Origin of the sequence: Pseudomonas sp. 18058, from assembly GCF_902706155.1 — a bacterium.
GTDB lineage: Bacteria > Pseudomonadota > Gammaproteobacteria > Pseudomonadales > Pseudomonadaceae > Aquipseudomonas > Aquipseudomonas rustica.
On the sequence record NZ_CACSJY010000076.1, the window covers coordinates 1 to 20,070 of the forward strand.

Consider the following 20,070-nt stretch of genomic DNA (forward strand, 5'->3'; position numbering starts at 1 on the left):
CCCCCGCATACCCCGTCTACACTCGAAACAATCATCCCCGAGCCATAACGAGAGCGTTATGCCCAGATTGGCGTCCGTGCTTTTTTTGCTGTCACTGATGATCTGGACCGCAACGGCTGACGCGCTGACTCTGACCGATGAAGAACGTAGCTGGCTGGCGGCTCACCCGGACTTGCGCCTGGGTGTCGATGCGTCGTGGCCACCGTTTGAGTTTCGTGACGACCAGAGCCGCTATCAGGGCTTGGCGGCTGATTACATCGACGTGATTCGCCAGCGTCTGGCGATCAAACTCACGCCGATTGAGCCCATCAGCTGGACGGAAGTGCTGGAGCAGGTCAAAACCGGCAAGATCGATCTGCTGCCGGGGATCATGTCCACTCCGGAACGGCAGAACTATCTGTCATTCACCCGGCCCTACCTCGACTTCCCGATTGTCATCCTCGCCCACGTCGGCGGCGCGCAACCGCGCAAACTTGATGATCTGTACGGATTAAAAATCGCCGTGGTGGAAAACTATGCGCCGCACGAACTCCTGCGCACCCACCACCCGGATCTGAATCTGGTGGCCATGCCCAACGTCAGCTCGGCGTTGCAGGCATTGGCGACCGACGAAGTTGACGCCGTGGTCGGCGATCTCGCCTCCAGCGTATGGAGCCTGCGCCAACTTAAACTCGATGGCCTCTACGTCAGCGGCGAAACCCCGTATCGCTATCAATTGGCGATGGGCGTGCCGCGCGAAAACAAAGTGCTGGTGGGGATTCTCGACAAAGTTCTCGCCGACATGAGCCCCGCCGAAATCAGCGCCATTCAGGAACACTGGGTCGGTAACGTCCTCGATCACCGCACCTTCTGGTCAGACCTGCTGGTTTACGGCTTGCCCGGCCTGTTATTGCTGATGATCGTGCTGGCCGTGGTGATCCGCATCAACCGCCGCCTCAGCTCGGAAATCGCCCGGCGCATCGACCTCGAACAGGAGCTGCGCAGCAGCGAATATCACTACCGTGGGCTGGTCGAAAGTTTGTCGGCGATCGCTTGGGAAGCGCGGATGAGCGACTTCACCTACAGCTATGTGTCACCGCACGCCGAAGACTTGCTCGGTTATCCACTGTCGCATTGGCTGATTCCGGGGTTCTGGCGCAACATCATTCATCCGGCCGACCTCACTCGCGCACAGAGTTTTTGTGATCACGAGGTGCTGGCCGGGCGCGATCACAGCCTCGATTACCGGGTGATCACCGCCGACGGCCGCTGCCTGTGGGTGCGCGACATCGTCAGCCTGATCGAACACGGCCATGAGCCGGTGATGCGCGGTTTGATGATCGACATCAGCGAAACCAAGCGCACCGAAGAAGCGCTGCGTTTGTCGGAGCAAAAATTCGCCTCGGTCTTCCAGCAATGCCCGGACATTCTGGTGATTGCGCGGCTGTCCGACGGCTGTTTGCTGGAGGTCAATGAAGCCTTCGAGGAACAGATTGGACTCAAGGCCGAAGAAGTCATCGGCCAGACCGCCACCGACCTGAATATCTGGGGCATTCCCGGCGTCGGCCCCGGTTTGCTCCAGCGCTTGCAGGCCGGCAGCATCCGCAATCTGGAAATGCCCTTCCGCCGCAATAACGGCCAAGTGTTCACCGGCCTGATTTCCGCCGAACCGTTCGACCTCGACACCACGCCGGCGCTGGTGGTCGTGGTGCGCGACATTACCCAACTCAAAGAAACCCAGCAGCAATTGCAAACCTCCGAAGAGAAATTCGCCAAGGCCTTCCACGCCTCGCCGGACGGATTGTTGTTGTCGCGGCAGAGCGATGGCCTGCTGTTGGAGGTCAACGAAGGGTTCAGCCGCATCACCGGTTTTAATAGCGCGATGTCGGTGGATCGCTCGGCGCTGGATCTGGGGATCTGGGTCAATCTCAACGAGCGCAAACAGATGCTCGACCTGCTGCACCGCGACGGCTTTGTGCGTGATTTCACCTGCCATATCCGCCGTAGCGATGGTCAGATTCGTCTGTGCGAAGTGTCCAGCCGGCCACTGCCGATCGGTGACGAAGATTGCATGCTGACCATCGCCCGCGACATTACTGAACGTCATCTGATGCAGGAAAAACTGCAACAGGCTGCGACCGTGTTCGAGAGCACCGCCGAAGGCGTATTGATCACCGATACCCAGCAGCACATCAGCGCAGTCAACCGCGCCTTCACGGAAATCACTGGTTACAGCGAAAGCGAAGCCCTCGGCCACACCCCGCGCCTGCTCGCCTCCGGTCTGCACGACAGCGCGTTTTACGCAGCGATGTGGCACCAGTTGACCGACGAAGGTCATTGGCAAGGCGAGATCTCCAACCGACGTAAAAACGGCGAGCTTTACCCGAGCTGGCTGACCATCAGCGCCGTGCGCAACCGCGACAAATTCATCACGCACTTTGTCGCTGTGTTTGCCGACATCTCCAGCCTTAAACACGCGCAGGCGAAACTCGATTATCAGGCGCACCACGACCCGCTCACCGGCCTGCCAAACCGCACGCTGTTCGAAAGTCGCCTGCTCTCGGCGCTGACCACACAACAGGAAAACGGTGGTCAGGGCGCCGTGCTGTTCCTCGACCTCGACCGTTTCAAACACATCAACGACAGCCTCGGCCACCCGGTCGGCGACCTGCTGCTCAAGGGCATCGCCGTGCGCCTCAAAGAGCAACTACGCGACATCGACACCGTGGCGCGGTTGGGCGGTGATGAATTCATCATCCTGCTGCCCGGCCTGCAGCAGGCCAGCGACGCGGACAACATCGCCACCAAGCTGCTCAACTGCTTCGGTGCGCCGTTCCAGGCCGGCGAACATGAGTTCTTCATCAGCGCCAGCATCGGCACCAGCCTCTATCCGCGCGACGGCTGCGACGTCGCCACGCTGGTAAAAAACGCCGACGCGGCGATGTACCGCTCCAAAGCCAAGGGCCGCAACCGCGTCGAAAGCTACACCCGCGACCTCACCGCGCAGGCCAGCGAGCGTATCGCGCTGGAACACGAACTGCGCCGGGCCATCGAGCGCAATGAATTGCACCTCTACTACCAGCCGAAAATCAGCCTCGACGACCATCGTCTGGTCGGTGCCGAAGCGTTGATTCGCTGGCGCCACCCAACCTTTGGCGATGTGCCGCCGGAGCACTTCATTCCACTGGCCGAAGAGAACGGCATGATTCTGCAGATCGGCGATTGGGTGCTGGAGACCGCGTGCCGGCAGATGTTCGAGTGGAATCAGGTCTACGACAGCCTCGGCCCGTTGTCGGTGAACCTTGCCGGCGCGCAACTGCGCCAGCCGAATCTGCTCGGGCGCATCGAGCAACTGCTCAACGAAAACGGCCTGATGCCGGATTTACTGCAACTGGAAATTACCGAGAATTTCATCATGAGTCAGGCCGAAGAGGCGCTGGCCGTGCTGCACCAACTCAAACACCTCGGCGTGCAACTGGCGATCGACGACTTCGGCACCGGATATTCCTCGCTCAGCTACCTCAAACGCCTGCCACTGGACATCCTCAAAATCGACCAGTCCTTCGTCCGCGGACTGCCCGACGACCCCCACGATGCGGCGATTGTGCGCGCCATCATCGCCCTGGGCCGCAGCATGCAATTCACCGTCATCGCCGAGGGCGTGGAAACCCAGGCGCAGCAACAATTCCTCGCCGCCGAGGGCTGTGAACAGATCCAGGGCTACATCGTCAGCCTGCCGCTGCCGCCGGAAGAATTCGCCGCAACGTTTCTGCGTGTGACCGTATCGGATTTTTCGGATAGCACAGCCGAGAAACCGTCGCTATAATCCGCGGCCTACTGAGGGCCTATAGCTCAGTTGGTTAGAGCAGAGGACTCATAATCCTTTGGTCCACGGTTCAAGTCCGTGTGGGCCCACCAACTCCAAAGCCGCGCACTGCGCGGCTTTCGCGTTTCTGGCTGGTCCATCACAGATACAGTCCTATGGTCCAAGGGTACAAATTAGGTACAGTGCTGGTTCGCCAGCCGCCTAGGAGCACCCTCTCATGGCAACTCTCGTCAAAACTCCTTCCGGCACCTGGAAGGCGCTCATTCGTAAAAATGGCTGGCCAACCGTGGCTAAAACCTTCCGCACAAAGCGTGATGCGGAGGACTGGTCGAGGCGTACCGAAGAAGAAATGGTGCGTGGCGTGTACATCCGGCGTAGCGGCTCGGAGAAAATGACGCTAGAGGCTGCACTCAAGCGCTACCTGAGCGACATAACCCCCACCAAGAAGCCCACCACTCAGCGTGGCGAAACCTCGAAAGCCAAGAAGCTCATCGAACACCTGGGCAAATACTCACTGGCCGCCCTCTCCGCTGAAATCATCGCTGGTTATCGTGACAAGCGCCTAAACGAACCCAGCCGTGGTGGGACCATCAGCAACAACACCGTGCGCCTCGAACTTGCGCTATTGAGCCACCTGTACACGGTAGCGATTCAGGAATGGGGTTTGGGTCTTACGTTCAACCCAGTGCTGAACATCCGCAAGCCGAGCCCTGGGGATGGTCGTGACCGAAGACTATCGCCGGAGGAAGAACGCCTTCTGCTCGCGGCCGTGAATCGACATAGCAACCCTATGTTGGGCTGGATCGTTTGCATCGCTCTGGAAACGGGTATGCGCTCGTCTGAGATCTCATCCCTACGACGACCCCAGGTGGATTTGGCAAAGCGTGTCATACGTCTCTCAGACACAAAAAACGACGGCTCTCGAACCGTTCCACTGAGCAAGCGCGCCACTGAAGTATTCAAAGCTGCGATGGATAATCCAGTGCGACCAATCGACTGCAATTTGGTGTTTTTCGGTGAGCCTGGAAAGGACGGGAAACGACGGCCGTACACCTTCACGAAAATATGGGGGCAGTTGAAGAAGAAGCTCGATCTACCTGACTTCAGGTTTCACGACCTGCGTCATGAGGCGGTGAGTCGGCTTGTCGAAGGCGGGTTATCTGACCAAGAGGTTTCGGCTATCAGTGGCCATAAGTCGATGCAGATGCTCAAGCGATATACCCATCTTCGGGCTGAAGATCTGGTGGATAAACTGGACAAAATCTCAAGATGACTAAGTCCTCATAAAAAATCGTGAAAAAAATGCGGCTATTTTTATAGTCGCATCATCGAAAACTAAAAAAAACTAGCTAACACCCGGCATATATAGGCCTTATCAGCCACGCACCATTTAACTTCAAAACCAACATAGCCAACCCAAGACTACCAGGACGTATAAATCAATCAACCAAGATACTATATATTGGTAGTTTCGACGCATTAGCCAGTTTGACAATACGCCAATACCCCTCAAGAATTCGCAGACCTTCTCCAGACACTGCGAACTTACATATGACAACTGAAGAGTATCTACTTAACCGTTTCGGCCCCTTGATGAGCATTCCAGACATCGCCACGTTACTAGGGCGCTCTCCTGATGGAGTGAGGGTCTCTCTTTATTCAGACACTGACATCTCCCGAAAACTCAAACCGGCAATGATCCGGATAGGCCGTCGCGTGTATTTTAGGACAATGCAGATCAATGATGCGTTGAACTTAGATATTGAGGTAAGTCCTCAGGGCAAATTGCAATGAGCTACAAAGCCTACGACTGGGTCTGGACGCACGAATTTGGCTCTCCTACTGCAAAGCTTGTAATGATGGCATTAGCAAAACATGCGGACGAAAACGGAAAGAGCTGGCCAAAAGTGCAAACCCTCGCAAAGTTTTGCGGCATTTCCTCCAGAACAGTGCAACGTCAAATTAAGGAATTTGAGCGGGCAGGCCTATTAACCATCCAAAAAGAATATCGTGACGATGGCGGTCAGACGACGAATAGATACTTCATCAACCTTCCCTCTGTAAAAGCCTTGGCCCCCACTGACAACGCTGTCACAGGGGGGATGACATCCACGACACCCCTACCCCAGACAGCGTTGTGTCACGGGGGGAATGACACAGCGATGACATACCAAGAACTACCAAGAGAACCAAAAAAAGAACTACTACAGACTACAGGGAATAATCTGAGCCTGCCCAAGGGCCTAAAGGATGGTGATCGCGCATGGATCGTCCAACTCTTGAACGACATACCTAGACATGACCACCAAATGCTTGTCGATGAGCTCTCGGATGCATTGAGATCCGGAAAGATCACCACAACACCTCAGCGGTGGTTTTATGGATTGAAGAAAAATTATTTGAAAGGCAATTTTTGCCCTCTTGCAAAACCGAGTGAGCCGAAACCAAAATTTGAAATCCCTCTCAAAACTGACAACAGCGATAAGCCATTGTGGATGCGCACTGTAGACAAACAAGAAAGCATAAATGCATTGAAGCGACTAATAAGAAACAAAGTGCAACCTCAGTAACCGTCAATCACTTGAACCACACACCAAATAATCAGCATTGAAAGGACAGATAAATGTCACTCCACTTCAAGCAGCTTGAAAGCTATTGCGACAGCCTGGACAGAACAGGCGACATACAAGTTATTCTACGAGCACACTACAAGAACGGCTTCGCACTCAGTGTTTCGGACGGAGTGATCGACCACACCGTTATCGACGAAGAAAACCGCCCCTACTGGTTTAGAACAGTAGAAATGGCATTAGATGAGCTTGCAAACATTCCGTATATTGCTGACCAGATTTTAATTGACCGAAAATTCTGGTCTTGAAGAAAATGAAGCAAACGGCCACTGAGCGCAGCTTATTTATACCCTAAGAACGCTCCTGCGTACTGTGTGCCGGGGCTGAAAAGAACGCCCCTGACAGGTGGGAACAGCAGCTCGATAGAAAGAGCCACCGGACAAGCAGCGGAAAGACGCGCCGTATAGACCACATCCCAAGAGCGCCATGAAAGCGCACTGGATACGGGCCTTAAACAAGCCCTGACTGGCGGGAAAAGTAGCTCGATAAAAAGAGTCGCCGGACAGCTGGAAAGACAGCACTGCGTTCGCCCTTAACCAAAGGAGCAACACAATGATTTCGTACCTCTACCTACCGATTCTCACCTTCTGCACGTTCGCTCTCATATCCATCCGCCGATACTGGGTATGCGTAGATCGGCTCGGATACATGAAAGAGATCTCTAGACGGGCGCCGTCGTTATTGCAACGAGACCTCATGGCAGCAGTACTTGCGATGGTGCCGTTTTCAATGGCTGCCATCGACTGGTTCGAAATAACGCTTCCCCGCCAGTCAGCCCCCATTCCTCCAGGCTTCGCTGCACTGCTCTCAGTCTGCTGCGTGTGCGCCTGCATAGGCATTCTCAACAATACCTATGAACGCCTAGCGGGCAGTTGGACCGGAACCAGGGAAAGCGCCCTACGCACGGTCGCGGCACTACGAATCATTGATCAAGCGGAGCTGGCCTCAGCGCTGATTGTCCCGAGCAATCACAACGCGAGAACGACCGGCGCTGATCTAACCAGCAACACTGATCACAAGGTGAAAAAATGAAAAGGATTCCTGCCCTCCTACTCATCACAACGTCAATTCTCGCTGGCTGCGAACGACAAGAATCTGTTCAAACCGTCGATTGGTATAAGGCAAATACATCCGAGCGCTTGAAGGTGTTGGAGAAGTGCAAGGCCAGCCCTGGAGAGCTTTCTATCTCTGCGAACTGCATGAACGCTTCATCGGCCGCGAATGCAATAACGCTGGAGCTGCGTGGTTACAAACACCGCGAGCCAATCAATTTTTCTTCTCAGGGAAAATAGAATGACGACCACGACGGGAATATTCGAATGGATGGCGGGGAGCATGGACCAAACCCTCCAGACCTTCATAAGCGTCACGTCCAGCCAAGTCATCGATGACTTTTCACTAACGGTAACGCTTTGTGGAACGCTCTATTTGACCATGATGGGCTTCATGATGATCACCGGCACAATCGAACAACCCGCATCCCATTTCCTCAAGACCTGCGGAAAGTTTCTGCTCATCAGCGGGCTGGCAATGAACGCAAACACGTATATGTCGTGGGTAGTGGAGGCACTACAAGGCCTGGAAACAGGGGTTGCTTCTGCCTTTTCAGCTACTGGCGACTCAACGGTCTCAAGGTCTGTATTTCAGGTAGTGGACAAGGCCATGTCCGACGGCTGGGCAATAGGCGCCGATATTCTAACGAAGATGGGACTTCGTGCTGGGTACGACGTCGGAATGATATTTTTTGATTTGTTGACCGCCATAATCGTATACGCGGCAACACTTATTATCGCGGTTCCAGCGGGGGCAATGATCATCGTTGCAAAGGGAATGCTGTCGATCATGCTCGGCATCGGGCCAATTTTTATCATGATGCTGTTGTTTGGGCAGTTCACCTCCAAATGGTTCGATAGCTGGTTCGCCCAGGTCATCACATACATCCTGCAAATCGCGCTGGTTGTCACGGTACTCAGCTTCGGGATCAAGTTTTTCTCTTCGCTAACGAGCGACATACTCGCAACACCCGGTGACTACCCGATATCCACCTTCCTGGAGCTTCTGGTGGTGACAGTCGTTGTGCTGTACATGCTGCAGCAAGCCAATGCCGTCGCTGGCAGCCTTGCAGGGGGAATATCAAGCGCAGGGCTCACGCTACGCGGAATCGCAAGCGGTGCCGCCTCACCGATCACCAAGGGACTTAACCGACAGTCCACGCGCCGCGACATGCAGTCGGGGCAAATGGTCACCGCTGGACGCTTGAACCACCTTGCGGCCGGTAACACAGCCTGGAACCCAGCCTACCGACAGCACGTCATGCAGAACATGGGCAAAAACTGGGGGAATGCTAACGGGGGCAAAGTAAATCAGTAGCCCCTGACGTATGGCTCATCAGACCTCGCTTCGGCGGGGTCTTTTTCTGAGCACCTTCAACAAGCGGATGACGGGTCAAGGGGTTGGTGCGGCCCGCAGGAGCGACGCGACGAGGACTCGGCCCCTTGACGCGGCAGAAGCGACCAACGCTCACGGCATGGGTGTAGGGGATCAAGGCCGGAGGCCTCCCCTGCACCCTTGACGACAGAGGGCGACTCGCTCCCTTCCCGCTTGCGGGAAGGGCGGGGGGATGGGGTATGAAAGAACGTTAACACTATGAATTTAATGAACTAATCGCAAAAACAAGACAATTTCAGCGCTCTTGTTTTGATGACTCATGCGTGCAAACCCGTCCCGGCACGGGTGGTCACTTGGTCCGGTAGACCCGTCGAAACCAGGTCCTGCCGGTATAAAGGCGCTTACAGATCTTTATGGACAGAACGCCTACTAGTGCGAAGACAATCCCGAAAACAACCCACAACACTGTCGAATTGGTAGACAGGTGATCGTGAACGAGCTTCGCCGCATACCAGCCTGCTACCACCGAAACGATAATGAAAACGACGATACTTGCCCGAGGGGTGCCATAGGAAATTTCAGCATGACAGCCTCTACAAACTGAGGCGCCCCATGGAACGTTGTTCATGCAATGTGGGCAACTGACGGTTTGGTTGGTTTGCACCGATTCACTCCTTTGAAAAGCTTCCTTGAAGAACCACGAGTCTAACCGAGGTTCCCCCCAGTAAGGCACCGGAGGAAACGCTTGCTCCGATAAGAAACCCAAACGATGGAAATGTTTGAACACCAGTCCTGAAGCTCCGCGCTCCGCTTGGGCAACCCCTTCGGTTGCATCCCGTGTCCGAACTTGCCGGACTGGCTGCGGGGCAGGCACGGCGGGCGGAGCCCTTGACCTACCCCTTGCGATAGGCTGAGCGCTTCCTGTGGAGTCAAGGGTGCGGCTACGCCCGTCATCCTCACCCGTTCGGTGCTCGCCTTCGGCTCCGCTCCGCATGCGGCCTCCGGTGCCGCCCTTGACACCACATCCAGCAAAAACATTGGTACTTTCGCAGATACGAGCTTTCATGCTCGTGTGGGGGCCAATCAAGATCACGCGCATCTGAGACCGCCTCAAAGCACTACTTTTACATGACCAAGAATTCTCAAAAAACAATCAGGAACCACAATGACTTCGGAAGACCAAAAAACCGACCAATACCAAAACAACACTGAGCTGTCAGCCGAAATTGACCGTCCCAAGGTGTACGAACTCTCGGAGGTTGAGCGGAGTAAGCGGAGGGAAGCTGTAGCCTTTGCAAACGCCTCAACAAACCTCTCTGCATTTGAAATCACTGACTGTATGAAACGCCTCGGCGAGCGTTACATCAGCGGCGAGATTGATCTGGAAGAATTTGTAGCGACCTCGCGGCAAGAACACGCCCAGTGAAATGAGATCCACAGATACCCATATTTTCATTGCAAGCGTGCGCGCATCGAACCGGAATAAGCTTGTTCATGAACAAGTAGTAAATCCCGTGGAGCACTAATGCAGGATAGGCTTTTCGCCGGTCAATAGGCGCCCAAAAGCTTGTTCATGAACAAGGATTCAAGCGCATGGAGGTCTAGTGCAGGATAGGCGTTCGCCGGTAAATTGTGGTTCACTTCGGATGTGGTCAGTTGTTGATACCGAACGAGGAATGCACATGCCGCGCAAAGCTAGCATCGGCGCCACAAGGGATAGCGCCGTTTACCGGGTACGCATACCGGCTGAGTTGAAATCAGAGTGGGAAGCGCACTGCGAGAAAAAAGGTAGCTCCCAACACGGCTTGATCCGAGCGCTAATGCGCTACGTCATCCAAGATGAAATGCCCCCAGACGTTCATAGTTGGATATCAGGACAAATCGCAGGCGAACCCGACGAAGGTCCAAAACAAAGGCTTGAAGTTCGATTCACACCGAGTGAGCACCGCGAGATCGTGGCACGCTCAGAGGCCGAGGGATGCTCTCCTCAGCGCTGGGTAATCAATTGCGTTCGAGCCAGTTTGACCAACCAGCCCCAATTCACGATGGAGGCCACAAAGGCGCTCTGGGACTCGTCAGGACAACTTCGAGCCATTGGGAGGAACCTGAATCAGATAGCAAAAAAACTGAATGAGGGCGGCGGCCAGGGACTCTCCACGAGGGAAATAGAGCAGCTTGCCGATTATATCTACAGCCATACCGAAGTTGTTTCTGAACTCCAAGACGCCAGCTTGAGCCGATGGAGAATCACATAAGGGAGCTGAGCAAAATATCTTGAAGCTGCGCAGCCAAGGGAAAGCCCTGCGAATCAGGAATTAAACCGGATGAAAAAAAACATTAATGTCACCGTGCACGACATTCAGACTGAAAGTCTGGACGAACAAAGCCAAAGAGAGGTGAATGCCCTTATAGGGCAATACGCCTATGACCTGTATCCGATCCCATGTAGCCCCACGGACCAACTGGTAAACGTAGTAAAGGCCTACGTTCAGACTCACGCGGCGGTCCACCTTCACTTCGTAGGATGTACCAACGGACCATTTGGTCGCCCCATGGTAGCGGTTGCCGTCAATAGAAAACGTCAACTGATCGGAGCCATTTGCTACTCTGCTCCTACTGCTGAGCCTGTAATTTTACTACGCTATTGCGTCGTCGCTAAGGACCACCGAAATAAGGGAGTTCTTCGCGCACTGATGGAAAAAATACTTACCGCGTTTCCGGCCGCTCGGTTGTCCTGCCACCCTGAATTAGTTCCCGTTTATGAAAGGTTTGGATTCGCAGTGACCGGTATGAGTGGAACCGAAGTAACGATGGAAACGCACGAAGCAGCAGAATATCGCAGAGTTGAAATCCCGAACCCTCCAGAACACATCATACTGAATCAAGAAAGTTATCTTGCCGCAATCGTAGCTCTCAGGGACACCCTTTCGCCATTTGACTACAACAATATAAACGCTAACCAATTGAAGGCTCGGCGCTTGGAACAAAAACGCGTCCACTCATTTGTTGAGAGCAGGCTGGGTCGTAAAATTCAGGTGGAACCTATCTGAAAACTTCGGCGGCTTAAAACCAAGTATCATTAATAGCGTTGCGCCACCACAAAGCCCGAACTATCCTGGGCAGGCTCTATGTCACTTTGCGTAACCAAGAAACGACCATGGAGGTAGTTTTGTAATGAGCAGTTATCCGAAGCGTGTCTGGGACAACATCCTTCCACTGTCTGTCGGAGAGACGTTGCCCGAAGCTTTCGAGGAGTGGTCCTTCACAGAGGTCGTGAGGGATCATGAGCAGCCGACCGAGACCTGCGAGCTGTGTGATCAGGAGTCGCTTCGATATCAGTTCGAAATTCGCAATACGATGACTAAACATACGCTATGGGTTGGATCGCAGTGCATCCTTAGGTTTGGCCTTTCGGTGTTCGAAGCAGGTCGTAGACTTTCACCGACTGATGCCAAGAAAAAACTTGAACGCTTAACGCAACAGATGCGATTAAGTTCATGCGTTAGTGCTTTAGAGAAACTGGCGATCGCGGAAAACAACTCGATGCTGTCAAACGCGCTGAAATATTACCGAACCAACAAATACCTTTCTCCAAAATTTGCCTTCGTCGTCCTCTGGCGCTTAAAAGCAAACAAAATTGACCACAGTCCATCTTTCTTCAAGATCAACCTCAAACGCAGCAAATACCAAGAAGACCTCAGGAATATGAGGTCAGGAAATGTAGAGATGATCTGGCCTGCAATGACTTCTAGTCAACGGCAAATGGCACTACTGATGGGACATAAAGCGCCAACATAAAAGACGCTAGAAATACAACCTAGAAAATCATTTGTAATTTTCACAAATATCAAGGAGCGAAAGTGAAGAAAAACTATTATTGGGAAATTCAAAACTCACCCTACCCATCACCATTCCTATCAGGAACAAAAACATTTGGCGAAACAAATCCGATATTTCTTGTAGATCAACTAGATGGCAAACGACCCGCCGTCTTCAATGAAAGCTTTCTAGCAACTGGAGAAATAACCTTCCCTATATATCCGAGCGCACTGCTCGACTCCAACATAATGGACGCAATTGACAACAGAGTACAGAAAAACACCAAGCTTGACGGACTAGAAGAATTTCTTCACTTCTTAACACTAAACAAATGGGACTTCAGCCAACTTTTTTATTACATGGAGCATTACTCAAAATCCTCAAATGAAGACTTCATAAAAAACGCAAAAAGACGAACCGAATCGTATCTAAAAGTTTTTTCAATGAACCAAGAGCACTTTCTATCTACGCAAGAAATAATTATAGATCCAGCAGCGGTCGAATTCTACTTAGCGTCTACGCCTCATAAAAATCTATCTGAACTAGCAGAAGAAAAGACGGTAGCATTCACAGAAAAATTTGATAAAAACTTCCTAAGCAGTGCAATTGAGTCCATAGAAATAGCTTTAATCAAAATGGTACTCATAGAGAAAGTTGAACTCAAAGGGGCTCCCCCCCTACAAAAGCATAGCGAGCTGATCAACTTCTTGAAGGCTGGACTAGGAATAATGCTCGGTCGCGAAGCACATTTGGCGCTACACTATTTCTCAGGCAGTGCAGGCCGTTTATTAGGCATCCAAGCAAGCACGCCATATAATACAGCTCTTAAAAATATTCGATCGACTGCTTGGGACATGTTCTTGCTGAGAGTTCCAGAGGGTTTATATACAGAAGCACCCGCTGAATTGTGTATAAGCTATATAGCCACCCAGGAAAAGCAACTTCACACCCTCGCAAGGCTCTACACCTTAGAAAGAATATTCAGCACCGAGAGAAACGGATTCATCCCCATAATCAGCTACAATATGGAAATGCTCCCGCCCGAGATTTCGTCCAGTGCAGTTACCAACGATGAGCAGCTATTTTTTAGCAATATTGAGCGCAGTACACGAACAAGATTAGAGCCCCCTACAGGACTTCTCAATGCTCTGGAAAAAGAGCTCAGCAAATATTGCAGCTAACTATTAATCTCAGCTAGGAAGTATAAATACAAAGATAATTTTCGAGCACCTGAGTCGAGCCACACTCCTAAGTGCCGTTACTCAATCAACGAATTGATTAACGGCAACGCATCACCTCCCGCAACCATATCCGCTTTTATCCCAACCAAAAAGAAGAAATTGAATTTCTTCTTTCCATCCACGAAAAGATATTGCTGCCCGCCCTCCAGAATCAACAATAATAATATTTATGTTTTTGGTTAAGTGCACCCTACTGATCACAGGCGCACTATAACTCAAGCGATTATCGTAATCTGGGCTGAAGCGAAGAGCTTGCCGGATACTATCTCTCGTTTGGCTGACTCTGGGTTACTGCTGAAAATTATTATCTTAAGGTCTTTAGCTGCGCGCGAAAAACACACATATGCCAAATTATAGCTTTTCGTTTTCTGACCTTCAGTAGGTTCTTTCCCAGAGGTCTGAGGTGTGAATAGCTTTGAAAAACTGTATTGATTCCAATTTGCTTCGGTATCATCAAAGACTACTAAAACCTTGGGAAATTCCTCGCCTTTCACCCCATGTTGCGTGCTATAAGCTGTCATCTTAGAAATGAACTTATAAAGTGCGGGCAATTCTTCGCAAGTGAGCTTGAAAAATTCGTCACACAACCAATCACCTTTGTCCAGATAGTGAATTTCATCGTCATACTCCTCCGTGCGCGGCGCACGAAAAAGATGCTCTTCTAGCCTGTCATTTCTGTGAAAAAGATCGTTATCTCTAGCGAACCGGAGAACCTCAAGGGTAGTGCCCGCCTTCCAAATCTCACTCAAAGTCTTAATGCTATTTCTTATTTCCAACGAAACGTCTCTAAGAGATTTATTCTTATTCTTTCCTTCGGGATCCAATACGGGGCTTGTTTCTCTAAGCAATGCAGATATTGCCGCCCAATTGTCGGTTTCAAAATAGTTAATCAAAGGAACCAGAATCTTTACAAATGGCAAAATCAGATAGTGACTCCCCTCTTTAAAAGCGTCCTCTGAGTTCTGCGAAGAGTAAGAGCCAGTAAACAATTTGTTCAGTTTTGAAAACCCTAGACGAACAGCTATCATCTGCCGAGTAAGATATAACTGCTTAACCTCATCGTCATCTTCCCAGCCAAATTTCCTCAAGGCCTCATCAAACTTTAATATGTTTTCTTGCAGTTGCCGAGGTGAGTATGTATTTCGGTCGCCCTCCCCTTTTTCAGATCCTATTATTAGTAACTCGACGCTGCCCTGAGCATTATCGGTCCCAGGTTCTTGCTTCAGCTGTGGCCGTATCGCATTGAGAAGGTTTATTACTTCTACTGAACATCTATAATTGACACTCTTCTCAAGAACGTATGAGCCCGGTGGGCCTTGAAAGTTTCCTGCACGTTTTTCATAAATTTGTTGAACTGGATCGCCGAAGTAACCCGTGATCGGAAGGCCGACGTTTTCCGAAATATCATTGAAGGCATCAATCACATGAGGAAACGTATCTTGAGCTTCATCTATAAAAATATAAGGAAACCGTTGACCGATAATCTGGCGAAGAGACTTATTATTTGAAATTAAGTCTGAGGCAATATCGATGATATCGTCGTGATCCAAATGACCCTTTACGAAGTCGCCATACCCACTTTCGTTGTACTTAAAGGCCTCAGTGTGTTCTATGACGGTCAAAGCGTGGTTGAGCCTGTCAATCTGCGCTCGCGCCTTTATTGCTTCTTTGCTATTGCCTTTCGTCTTTTCCTGTTTCTTTTCTATTCTTTTAGGAATTATGTGATGTTTTATGGATTTCCTGATATCGTCTTGATAACCACTTATCTGATTCCACATAAATCCGTGAATCGTAGAAACCAGAAATAACTCATTTAGGTTTGTACGTTGCTTTATAACGTTTACGCCCGCATTTGTGTACGTTATGCATGCGACCTTCTGGCCTGCGGCTAGCATTCGAGGCCCGTGGGATGCGGCTATATAATTTAAGGCTTTAACTAACGATCCCGTTTTGCCAGATCCGGCACCTGCGATCACCGAAAAATTAGTCATAGAATCGATGAGTGTTCTTATTTTATCATCTGGATCAATAACCACGGCACTCATTCAACCACCTCGACTTGGGTCGCGAACATCAGAGTGATATCTGTCGTTGAGCTCAATGTAGAGGAGAGCCATATCAGGCCGTCAGATATATATGTAGGCGCCTTCCATTCTTCGAGAGTTTCAATTTGATTTAATGCAAACTCTACTTTCTTGAAATTTGAAACAACTTCATCATACGTTTGCGTGTAGTGCTGATCTAGAGTGGCTTCGTCGGAGTACTCAATCAACACATCTAATTTGCCAGCTCTTACCAGGTCAAAATTAGTGTAAATGAATGATTCTTCGAACGTCCTGGGAATTATTTTCTTGGTTTCCGTTTTGCTTCCAACCTCAATGGCTTCTTGGAATGTCACGTAAATTCTACTATCGGGAACCATTTTTTGATCCTGTTTCAGGGTCAATAAATTTGATATCAATCTGTCTTTGTCATACTTGATTTTTGCTTCCCCTCTCAGCCCTTTTTTTCCATTAAGAAGCAGGGTCGTAATACAGGCATTGCTACTAACTGCATCTTGAGTATCGGCACGGCAAGATTTTCGATTGTCATTCCTATCCACAGAGTCCAAGTCAGTTATAACAAGACATGTCAAGTCGAGAAACTTTATCAAAGGTAGAAATTTGTGTGCAAATGCGCCTCCAAGCTGAAGGGTGGATATGTAGGCGTATTCTAGTATGGGGTGCTGATTTTTAATTATATGCGGGAGCAGTATACGCTCCACTGTTCCCTCTATGATGATCGCGGCGTCTGCAAAGAATAAATCGCAGTGAGTTAGGGAGAGGTATTTTTGGAGGAAGTGTAGATTTTCTTGCTCTGTGCTTTCGGATGCAAACTTGGCGAGGTTTAATATTTTAGTTGCTGTTGTTTTTTTACTCGCGGATTTCGATGCACCTAAATTACTGAAACATCTTCGGAAGTATCGAATCGTTTTAAAATCTGCTTCCGCAATAATGTGTGAGGAGTGCGTAGTGATTACTAGCTGAGGGCAATGGGTCTCATGCCCTAAATTTTTCGTAGTCTTCCGGATTGCGTGTCGTATTTTTCGAATAAATACTTGCTGCACCTGCGCGTGCAAATGCGCCTCAGGCTCTTCTATGAATATTATTTGGCAGAGCGGACGATCTACTTCAGTGTTGAACCACTGGATTTGAAAGTGAGCAACTTGAATTGCCATATATATTAGATTTTTATACCCCAGTCCGTTATAGGATTCGGGAAGGGGATGTCTTGCGTCCGCGTCAAAATAAGTGAGAATGGCATTGCCGCCGAGGGCTTTTTCAGGATTGAGATTTGAAATTATTTTAAGGGTTCGGTCATTCGCGCCAGGAAAGCCTAACTCCTCTATTGTCTGAATTAAAGATTCGAACTCTTTTTCATAGTGACTTGTAAGATTATCGTTGCTTTTTTCAATTATCTCTAATGACTCGTTGTCATTATTAAGCTTATTCAAATTATGCTTATAAAAATCAAAAAATATATCTGACAGGCGATTGCTTTTAGATGTTGAGCTTTCGTCGATATTTCGTTGTGCATCAACAAAATCAACTCTAATTAATGATGCTAGAGCCTTCCGACCGACTTGATATTCCAATGGATGAAGAGCCAAGGTAGAGTTAGGCCCGGCTTGTTCTAACACATAGTATTTCAAGCTGAAATACTTTTTTAGTATTCCGTCCTGACTTAGGTAATGACTGAGCGATTTGCGCGCCCGCTTATTTCCATCATTCGTTGATTCTGTAGTGACAGGGTAGGACTTATTGTAATCTAGAAGAAGCTGCTCTGGGGATGTCACTGAATATTGTAATCGAATTCCAGCCTCAACATCCTCGACGCCTATCCTAGGCAACAAGTAGGCAACACGCCCATACTCAATATCAGGATTAAATGAAAACCAAAGGTCAAGTTCTATTGAGGGAAGAGCTTCTTGTGAAAGTCTTTTGCCTTCACCAAAAGCATCAAAGTCATTAATTAATTCTGTCGGAAAATCATGAATTTTGAAGTCGAGTCGGTTTGACACAAAAGTTCTAAATGCTACGGTAGCTGAAGTTTTTCCAGCATTATTTGCGCCTACAAATATTGTTTCATTTGACTCCAGACTGATTTCGACATCTTCTAGGCGCCGGAAGTTACGGATACTGTATCGATCTAGGCGCATTTGGCTACGTCCTTTTAACTTTTCCGCTGGAGGTGTTATTCGCAAATACTTTTCGCGACTAGAGGTAAATATTACTGTGCTGCCTGTCTTTGAGCATATAATAGATATTTCAACGCTGCGATTCAGGGACAAGTTTTCGCCGCGAATACCTTGCCACTGAGCAAGGTATTTTAAGGATCCGAATTTTTTGAGTTTTCTGTCAACTGAGCTTATACCTCCTTTCCATCCTAGGATAGGTAGCTCTCCTGCTTCGCATTGCGCTTTTAACGCAGGATTCTTTTGTCCAATTTCTCTACCAACTTCCCAGCACTTTATCAGTCCTTTATCAACACCACTCCAGTATTCATCATGAGTTAGCCCACTTCTAATGGGCTCTGAAATCTCGCGAAATATTTGTGAGCACATAACCCTTCCTTGTTGGTCTCGTCTGCCTACTTCGGTATCCCAAACGGGTGAAGGCTATTTGATACTACTGCCAGCTGGATCCATTGTATAGACGAAGGGTACCGCCGCCCCTTGCCTCAGCAACCTCATGAAATCGCCCTGACTCCTCTAACACTAAGGCACCGGTTGGGGACAGTCGCTGCCTATAGTCATAGGACGTCAGAGCTGGACTGTCATCCATAGCACGCGCTCACAAAGTATCAAGAGTTAGCTTTCCAGAATGTAGCCAGGTAATTGGATGTCCCAAGATGGTACTCATCCGCTGCAAAATCAGTACAACCACGGTACAATGCCCAGCTTAAGCAACCTTCTCAAAACTACGCTCAACACCACGTACTACGGGGCGTCCAACTATGCCAACCTACGTTCCCCTACGAACGATTTCTCTAGGCATAGCAGCTCGCCCAGCAACTCATAATCCTTTGGTCCACGGTTCAAGTCCGTGTGGGCCCACCAAATTGAAAGCCGCGCTAAATGCGCGGCTTTTTCTTGGGCGATGGATTAGGGTTCGACGTCTTGGCGAGCGCAATGTACGGAAGGGCATTGTTAGGAATACAACCGCAAGATCTGTAGGAATGTTCCCAAACTAAGTTTTCTCCCCTCTCCGCGCGTTGTTGACCGTTTCTCCAGACGAGTAATCTCCGGACGCCTCCGCCCGTCCAGGATCGATTTCATGCTCGTGAATGCTGCGCCACTGATAAAGGAAGCAGCCGACCAGCAAACCTGGATCGACCTCGCCTTACCCGATCTCAGAACCTTATCGAGAGAACTTCGGTCAGCCGCAATAGAAGAGGTAAAAAGGGCCGAGGACGCAGAAGGCGCGCTCAAAATCCTCTCCGATCACTTTGGGTTTGTCGACGAGTCATTGTTGGCCGTTACCATCCTCACGCCCATCGGTAACGTCGCGATCCTGAGAGACAAACTCGCCCACATCGTCGAGAAACGTCCAGACTCCCGAGAACGTTATGTTCGACATGCCATAGATACGCTGACGGGACCTTTTGAAATATGGAAAGTCCTCTACGATAACGGCGGATACCGAATGGCATTCATTAACGCCTACGAGGCAAAAAACGACATGCTTGTCGTGGTCGATGTGCGAAACGGGCATGTCCTCTGGAACTTCATGCACGCTCCTGCCAGAGCGATGAACAAACACCGCCAAGGCGAGCTTTTGTACAAGCGGTACATTCTTGAAGACAAAGAAAAGGGCAGCCATTTGGCTGCCCTTAATATTTGAATCCTGATATTTGCATCCTCAGGAAATGGGATGAAGAGGTCTCACCTTACACCGATGTTGCAGCATCGCTGAGGTACCTACGTCCACTAATGCCCTGCAAGGCAGCGGATTTCGCGCTCTTGCTGGCATTCTTGATAAATAGGCCAATCAAGTCAAATCAAATATCCAATGTATTGTTTCAGCGCAACGATGGCATCGATTCTTGGGTGAACAATTCAAACATCGCCTGCAAGCGTGTTGCTGACAGTGTCTGTAACATGCGTACTCACCGCCCCCACACCCATGGAACCGCCCCCTTGCCAGAC

Annotated in this window: 16 protein-coding genes and 1 tRNA gene; 15 read left to right on the forward strand and 2 right to left on the reverse strand. The window is 50.1% G+C overall.

From position 1 onward, the window contains the following. Nucleotides 1-58 precede the first annotated feature (58 nt). From GVL50_RS26200 to GVL50_RS26260, 14 genes are all read left to right on the forward strand, one after another. On the forward strand, nucleotides 59-3,805 hold the full coding sequence (locus tag GVL50_RS26200) for a bifunctional diguanylate cyclase/phosphodiesterase (RefSeq protein WP_159815564.1): 3,747 nt from the start codon (nucleotides 59-61) through the stop codon (nucleotides 3,803-3,805). Between the two features lie 15 nt (nucleotides 3,806-3,820). Next, nucleotides 3,821-3,897, forward strand: a tRNA-Ile gene (locus GVL50_RS26205). A gap of 125 nt (nucleotides 3,898-4,022) precedes the next feature. Beyond that, nucleotides 4,023-5,078 (forward strand): site-specific integrase, encoded by a 1,056-nt coding sequence (locus GVL50_RS26210; protein ID WP_159815565.1) that lies wholly within the window; start codon nucleotides 4,023-4,025, stop codon nucleotides 5,076-5,078. Between the two features lie 278 nt (nucleotides 5,079-5,356). After that, the gene (locus GVL50_RS29180; RefSeq protein ID WP_256671992.1) at nucleotides 5,357-5,599 is read left to right on the forward strand and encodes a plasmid-related protein; all 243 of its coding nucleotides are present in this window, start codon (nucleotides 5,357-5,359) and stop codon (nucleotides 5,597-5,599) included. After that, entirely contained in the window at nucleotides 5,596-6,375 is a 780-nt protein-coding gene (locus GVL50_RS26215) for a helix-turn-helix domain-containing protein (RefSeq protein ID WP_159815566.1), read from the forward strand. The genes GVL50_RS29180 and GVL50_RS26215 overlap by 4 nt, the downstream gene beginning before the upstream one ends. A 53-nt stretch (nucleotides 6,376-6,428) precedes the next feature. Beyond that, the gene (locus GVL50_RS26220) at nucleotides 6,429-6,683 is read left to right on the forward strand and encodes a hypothetical protein (protein WP_159815567.1); all 255 of its coding nucleotides are present in this window, start codon (nucleotides 6,429-6,431) and stop codon (nucleotides 6,681-6,683) included. Nucleotides 6,684-7,131: 448 nt separating this feature from the next. Beyond that, complete coding sequence (locus GVL50_RS26225) at nucleotides 7,132-7,467, forward strand: hypothetical protein (protein WP_256671993.1); 336 nt, start codon at nucleotides 7,132-7,134, stop codon at nucleotides 7,465-7,467. Next, nucleotides 7,464-7,727, forward strand: a complete 264-nt coding sequence (locus tag GVL50_RS26230; protein WP_159815569.1) for an EexN family lipoprotein — start codon at nucleotides 7,464-7,466, stop codon at nucleotides 7,725-7,727. Before GVL50_RS26225 ends, GVL50_RS26230 begins: the two co-directional genes overlap by 4 nt. A gap of 1 nt (nucleotide 7,728) precedes the next feature. Then, the gene (locus tag GVL50_RS26235) at nucleotides 7,729-8,805 is read left to right on the forward strand and encodes a type IV secretion system protein (protein WP_159815570.1); all 1,077 of its coding nucleotides are present in this window, start codon (nucleotides 7,729-7,731) and stop codon (nucleotides 8,803-8,805) included. 1,183 nt (nucleotides 8,806-9,988) lie between these two features. Further along, on the forward strand, nucleotides 9,989-10,249 hold the full coding sequence (locus GVL50_RS26240) for an antitoxin VbhA family protein (RefSeq protein ID WP_159815571.1): 261 nt from the start codon (nucleotides 9,989-9,991) through the stop codon (nucleotides 10,247-10,249). Between the two features lie 256 nt (nucleotides 10,250-10,505). Then, entirely contained in the window at nucleotides 10,506-11,078 is a 573-nt protein-coding gene (gene mobC / locus GVL50_RS26245) for a plasmid mobilization relaxosome protein MobC (protein ID WP_159815572.1), read from the forward strand. A gap of 69 nt (nucleotides 11,079-11,147) precedes the next feature. After that, complete coding sequence (locus tag GVL50_RS26250; RefSeq protein ID WP_159815573.1) at nucleotides 11,148-11,873, forward strand: GNAT family N-acetyltransferase; 726 nt, start codon at nucleotides 11,148-11,150, stop codon at nucleotides 11,871-11,873. 124 nt (nucleotides 11,874-11,997) lie between these two features. Next, complete coding sequence (locus GVL50_RS26255) at nucleotides 11,998-12,621, forward strand: hypothetical protein (RefSeq protein WP_159815574.1); 624 nt, start codon at nucleotides 11,998-12,000, stop codon at nucleotides 12,619-12,621. A 62-nt stretch (nucleotides 12,622-12,683) separates the two neighbouring features. Continuing rightward, complete coding sequence (locus GVL50_RS26260) at nucleotides 12,684-13,823, forward strand: hypothetical protein (RefSeq protein ID WP_159815575.1); 1,140 nt, start codon at nucleotides 12,684-12,686, stop codon at nucleotides 13,821-13,823. A 275-nt stretch (nucleotides 13,824-14,098) separates the two neighbouring features. Here GVL50_RS26260 and GVL50_RS26265 read toward each other — a convergent pair whose 3' ends face one another. Both GVL50_RS26265 and GVL50_RS26270 read right to left on the reverse strand, forming a co-directional pair. Then, entirely contained in the window at nucleotides 14,099-15,928 is a 1,830-nt protein-coding gene (locus GVL50_RS26265) for a UvrD-helicase domain-containing protein (RefSeq protein WP_159815576.1), read from the reverse strand. Next, complete coding sequence (locus GVL50_RS26270) at nucleotides 15,925-18,486, reverse strand: ATP-dependent endonuclease (RefSeq protein WP_159815577.1); 2,562 nt, start codon at nucleotides 18,484-18,486, stop codon at nucleotides 15,925-15,927. The genes GVL50_RS26265 and GVL50_RS26270 overlap by 4 nt, the downstream gene beginning before the upstream one ends. A 712-nt stretch (nucleotides 18,487-19,198) precedes the next feature. Here GVL50_RS26270 and GVL50_RS26275 point away from each other — a divergent pair. After that, nucleotides 19,199-19,765 (forward strand): PBECR2 nuclease fold domain-containing protein, encoded by a 567-nt coding sequence (locus GVL50_RS26275; protein ID WP_159815578.1) that lies wholly within the window; start codon nucleotides 19,199-19,201, stop codon nucleotides 19,763-19,765. Nucleotides 19,766-20,070: the final 305 nt, after the last annotated feature.